A 4,293-nucleotide genomic window follows, 5' to 3' on the forward strand; every position below is an offset into this window, starting at 1 on the left:
AAGCACATTAAGTGCTTTCCTTTGCGTGCGGAACTCGCGACAAACTTAACCCCCGCCCCCAGCACCGGAGACCCTCCCTGCCGTCACATTATTCAACCAGTTTTGCGGGCGTGCGCCGCTGCGCGGCTAGCCCGCGTGCTTCCCGGCGGGGTTGGTCTGATTGTTCTGGTTGGACTTCTTACTTTGGCTCAAAGAAAAACGGGAGATGCGTTGTGCATCCCCCGTTTTTGTTGCGGTTAGTCTAGGTCAATAAACTTGGTACTTATGACATGGCCGTCTTTGACGAGCATTCTGGCCATGGTGGGGCCTCGGGTGCCTCTGGGGTAGCTGGCGCTGCCCGGGTTGAGGACTAAGCAACGGCCTACTTGGGCTTCTTTGGTTACGTGGGTGTGACCGTTGATGGCTACGTCTACGGATCCCACCGGAAGGTCTTCGCGGTAGTGGGCTACGGCGAATTTGAGGCCTTCGTAGGTAAAGAGCGCAAGACGGTCTACATCGGGGCCGTAGTCGCGGTAGTAATCGTTGTTGCCCAATACGGCCCGCACGGGGGCGATGGTGCATAGGTGCTCGTAGTCCATCTCTGACGTAAGGTCGCCGGCGTGGATGATCAGGTCTGCGCCCTCAAGCTCATCCAAGAGCGCAGGCGATAAATAGCCGTGGGTGTCCGAGATGATGTCGATGCGCTTGGCGCTTGCGCTGTTCATGGGATCCCTTCCGCAAAAAACGATTCGGCAGATACATACAAAAAAGGCCCCACGGCCCCGCAGACGATGGGTCTACAGGGCTGCGGGGCCAGTGTGCTAGAGACTCAGAGCCTTCTTGAGCGGCACGACGCGGCGGCGCGAAACCGGCACGCGTTCGTCGACGCCCGTAATGCCCAGCTGGATGGCGCCCGAGGGCACCGTCTCAACGTCCGTGACGCACGCTAGGTTGACGATATAGCGGCGGTGAACACGGAAGAAGCCAAAGTCGCAGAGCTTGGCCTCAAACTGCGCCAGCGAGGTCGTCGACAAAAAGCGATCATCGACGGTATAGATGCAGGAGTAATCGTCCTTTGCCATGATAAAGCGGATGTCATCCACGGGAATGAGCACCTTGCGGCCGCCCTTTTCCACCGGGATACGCTCGATGGTCACTTTGCTGTCCGTAACCGGCTTGGCGCGTTGCATGACCTTCTCGATCGCGCGATCCAGGCGTGCCTCCTCAACCGGTTTCATTAGGTAATCGACAGCATCTACGTCGAACGCCTCGACGGCATGATCGCTATACGCGGTCACAAACACAATCGCCGGCGGATTTTTGAGCTTATGCAGCGCCTCGGCAAGTTGCAGGCCCGAGGCACCGGGCATCGAGATATCGAGAAACACGACATCCACGCGACTTTCCATAAGCATCTCGATGGCGGAGCGGACGCTCGACGCCTCCGTGATCGTGCCGATCTTGCCCGTTTGCTCGAGCAGGAAGCGAAGCTCCGAGCGAGCCGGCGCCTCATCATCCACAATCATCGCACGCAGCATAGGGATAAAACCTTTCGTCAACTAACTACGCCGGGCATCCGTCGCATGACGTTGAGCCCGTAGCCTTTTATTTTACTCTTGAATGTCAAAGATGCTCTCTGACAAATCAAGATGAAGGAGCACTTTGGTGCCCTTGCCCGGCGCCGATTCGACACGCGTATAGGAGTGCGGCCCATAAAAGCGATGGATGCGCTCCGAAATATTGTGCATGGCCACACCGGCGCCGCCACCCTGGGGAGAGCTGGCGTCGGGACGGGCAGAGCGCTCGTCAAACAGTCTGGCGGCGGTACCCTCATCCATGCCCACGCCATTATCGGCCACGGCAATCAAGATTGCATCCTCGCCGTCTTGGTGAACGGTCACGTCGATCCTCAGGGCGTCGTCATCGCCCATACCATGACGTACGGCGTTCTCGACAATCGGCTGGATCACGAACGCCGGCACCAGCGTATCTTCCACGTCCTCGGACACATCGAACGTCGCAAGCACGCGGTCCTCGCCAAAGCGGGCCTTCTCAAAGGTAAGGTAGCGCTTGGTCTGTGCGACCTCGCGCGAGACCGGAATAAGCGATCCCGAGTTGTCGAGCGTGGCACGATAGAACGATGAGAACTCACGAAGCAGTTCGCGGGCCCGCAGCGGGTCGGTGCGCGTAAACGATGCAATGGTGTTCAGCGTGTTGAACAGGAAGTGCGGGTTAATCTGCGCCTGCAGCGCACGCACCTCGGCGCGCGCCGTGAGCTCCTTTTGCACCTCGAGCTCGTGGATGGCGAGCTGCGTGGACAAGATCTCGGCAAAGCCCGAGGCAAGCGCGTACTGGGTACGGTCGACGGCGCGCGGGGTCTTGTAGTAGAACTTGAGCGTACCGACGGTACGATCGCCCACCTTGATGGGGGCGATAATGCCGGCGGGGACTTGGTTGTGCGAGCCGTCCGAGCCCACGACATCCACCATACGGTTGAACGACTGCACGATGCCATGTTCGATAACGTAGCGTGTGGCAAGCGTGTGGATGGGAGTATCGGGCAGCAGTTTTTCCTCAAACTCGCCCGCGCAGGCAAGCACGTTGTCCTCGTCGGTGATGGCCACCGTCATGGCGCGCGTCTCGGGCAAAATGCGCCGGCACACCAAACGCGCCGACTCCTGCGTCAGACCGCCCTTAATGTCCTCGAGCATGGCCGAGGCCACCGAGAGCGTCTCCTCGGTGTACTGGGAGCGCACCGAATCGGGATTGAGCGTCAAAAAGATAAAGATGCACAGAAAGATGCACAGCAGCGCGCAGGCAATCACCGTGGCGATCGGCTCGATACCGGTCACCAAGGCGAAAATAAAGTACACCAGCACGCAAATGGCGCAGGCGACGGCAATGATGCGAAAGATTGATATTGAACTATCGCGCTGGGCGCGGCGGTCGATCATTCGGCCCCCTCCAGAATACTGATCAGTTGTGCGTCACGCCAAAGCCCGTCCATAATCTTGGGCCAAAAGCTCTGGAAACGCAGATAGCTTGCAGCGTTTTGGCGCGCATAGGCCTTTGCCTCGTCGATACCATGGCGCCAGATGCGCAGGTAGCCCTCATGCTCGCGGGTAAACACGCTGCGGACCATAGCGGTCTTGCGCACGCGGTCGTCGAGCTCGCGCGAAATCCACGGGCCCGGGTAGGGCATGAGCGATGCCGCCGTAACGGGGATGAGCTCCTTTTGATGCGCGGCGAACGTCAACTTGGCCCGTTCGTAGTACCAACGGTATACATCCTGCATAAAGCGCGGTGAGCGCTTTTCGGACTCCGGAGGCAGATGGCGCACGGTCCACTCGTTATCAAACCACACGTCGTAGCCAAACATACGCATGTTAAAGAGGTAATCCAAGTCCTCGCCGCGGGTGATAAACGGGTCAAAGGCCACACGCGTAAAGGCGCGGGCGTGCAGGGCCATCAGGCCGCCGCACACGTAGTTGGAGCGCGAGATGCGGGTGCCCGAGAGCGCCTTTTTCATCCAACGGTTGAACTCGATGCGCTTGGTCCACCAACGATGGCAGATGCCCGCCTTGTCCGTGGGAGCCAGCGGCGAGCCGTCGCGATCGTAGAAATAGCCGCTCTTGACCAAGATCGGCAGGCCCTGGCGCGTCTGCTGACCCAGCGCGTAGGTCGCGCGCTTCATAAAGTCGGCATCGATGACAGTCTCATCGTCATCCAAAAAGATAACCGCGTCATGCCCCAGCACAGCGGCACAGGCTAGCCCCATGTTGCGGATGGCACCGTAGCCTCGCAGGCTCACGCACTCGCCCGAACCCTTGGGCGCGATCTGAGCAACCCGGTCTGCGATGCGCGAGGCCTGGGTGTTGGTGACAACGGTGACCTTGAGCGTGGGATGCGCGTCGACAATCTCGTGCACGCGCAGCGACACATCGGCTGTGGCAGAAACAGGACAGACCACCAAAAGGATGATGCGCGGGATGTCGCACACCTGCTCAAGCGAGGCCAGGCAGCGGTCGAGTTCGGGATTGTCGGCGTTGAGTCGCGTCGAATGGTCATAGGTGCCAGGGGCGTTTGCGCAAGCGTCATCGCCCGCCCAATACGTTGGAATCACGACCGTGGCGTTCATGCCTTACCCTCCCTGCAACACAAAAACGGGACGCCGCCAAACACAGGCGACGCCCCGCGACCTAGCTGATTCCATCATACCCACTTGGGCAAATCATTGCTCGCAAGTCGCAATGTTTATTGCGGATAACCCCAAAAGCCTTGATTCTCATCTTCATTGCAACAGCCTCAGGACTC

General features: G+C 59.3%; 4 protein-coding genes. All 4 read right to left on the reverse strand.

Going from position 1 to position 4,293, the window contains the following annotated elements:
- Positions 1 to 236 precede the first annotated feature (236 nt).
- The 4 genes from DW661_RS09860 to DW661_RS09875 all read right to left on the reverse strand — a co-directional run bounded on the left by DW661_RS09860 (position 237) and on the right by DW661_RS09875 (position 4,117).
- Positions 237 to 704, reverse strand: a complete 468-nt coding sequence (locus DW661_RS09860) for a YfcE family phosphodiesterase (RefSeq protein WP_117564950.1) — start codon at positions 702 to 704, stop codon at positions 237 to 239.
- A 96-nt stretch (positions 705 to 800) separates the two neighbouring features.
- On the reverse strand, positions 801 to 1,517 hold the full coding sequence (locus DW661_RS09865; protein WP_006235156.1) for a LytTR family DNA-binding domain-containing protein: 717 nt from the start codon (positions 1,515 to 1,517) through the stop codon (positions 801 to 803).
- 72 nt (positions 1,518 to 1,589) lie between these two features.
- On the reverse strand, positions 1,590 to 2,933 hold the full coding sequence (locus tag DW661_RS09870; RefSeq protein ID WP_006235157.1) for a histidine kinase: 1,344 nt from the start codon (positions 2,931 to 2,933) through the stop codon (positions 1,590 to 1,592).
- Positions 2,930 to 4,117, reverse strand: a complete 1,188-nt coding sequence (locus DW661_RS09875; RefSeq protein ID WP_117638136.1) for a glycosyltransferase — start codon at positions 4,115 to 4,117, stop codon at positions 2,930 to 2,932. Before DW661_RS09875 ends, DW661_RS09870 begins: the two co-directional genes overlap by 4 nt.
- Positions 4,118 to 4,293: the final 176 nt, after the last annotated feature.

Source organism: Collinsella sp. AM24-1 (assembly GCF_003470325.1).
In the GTDB taxonomy this organism is placed as follows: Bacteria; Actinomycetota; Coriobacteriia; order Coriobacteriales; family Coriobacteriaceae; genus Collinsella.

Excerpts from the sequence above, each read along its gene's own strand:
- DW661_RS09865 (WP_006235156.1), bottom strand. The coding sequence starts at position 1,517 with ATGCTGCGTGCGATGATTGTGGATGATGAGGCGCCGGCTCGCTCGGAG.
- DW661_RS09875 (WP_117638136.1), bottom strand. The coding sequence starts at position 4,117 with ATGAACGCCACGGTCGTGATTCCAACGTATTGGGCGGGCGATGACGCT.
- DW661_RS09860 (WP_117564950.1), bottom strand. The coding sequence starts at position 704 with ATGAACAGCGCAAGCGCCAAGCGCATCGACATCATCTCGGACACCCAC.
- DW661_RS09870 (WP_006235157.1), bottom strand. The coding sequence starts at position 2,933 with ATGATCGACCGCCGCGCCCAGCGCGATAGTTCAATATCAATCTTTCGC.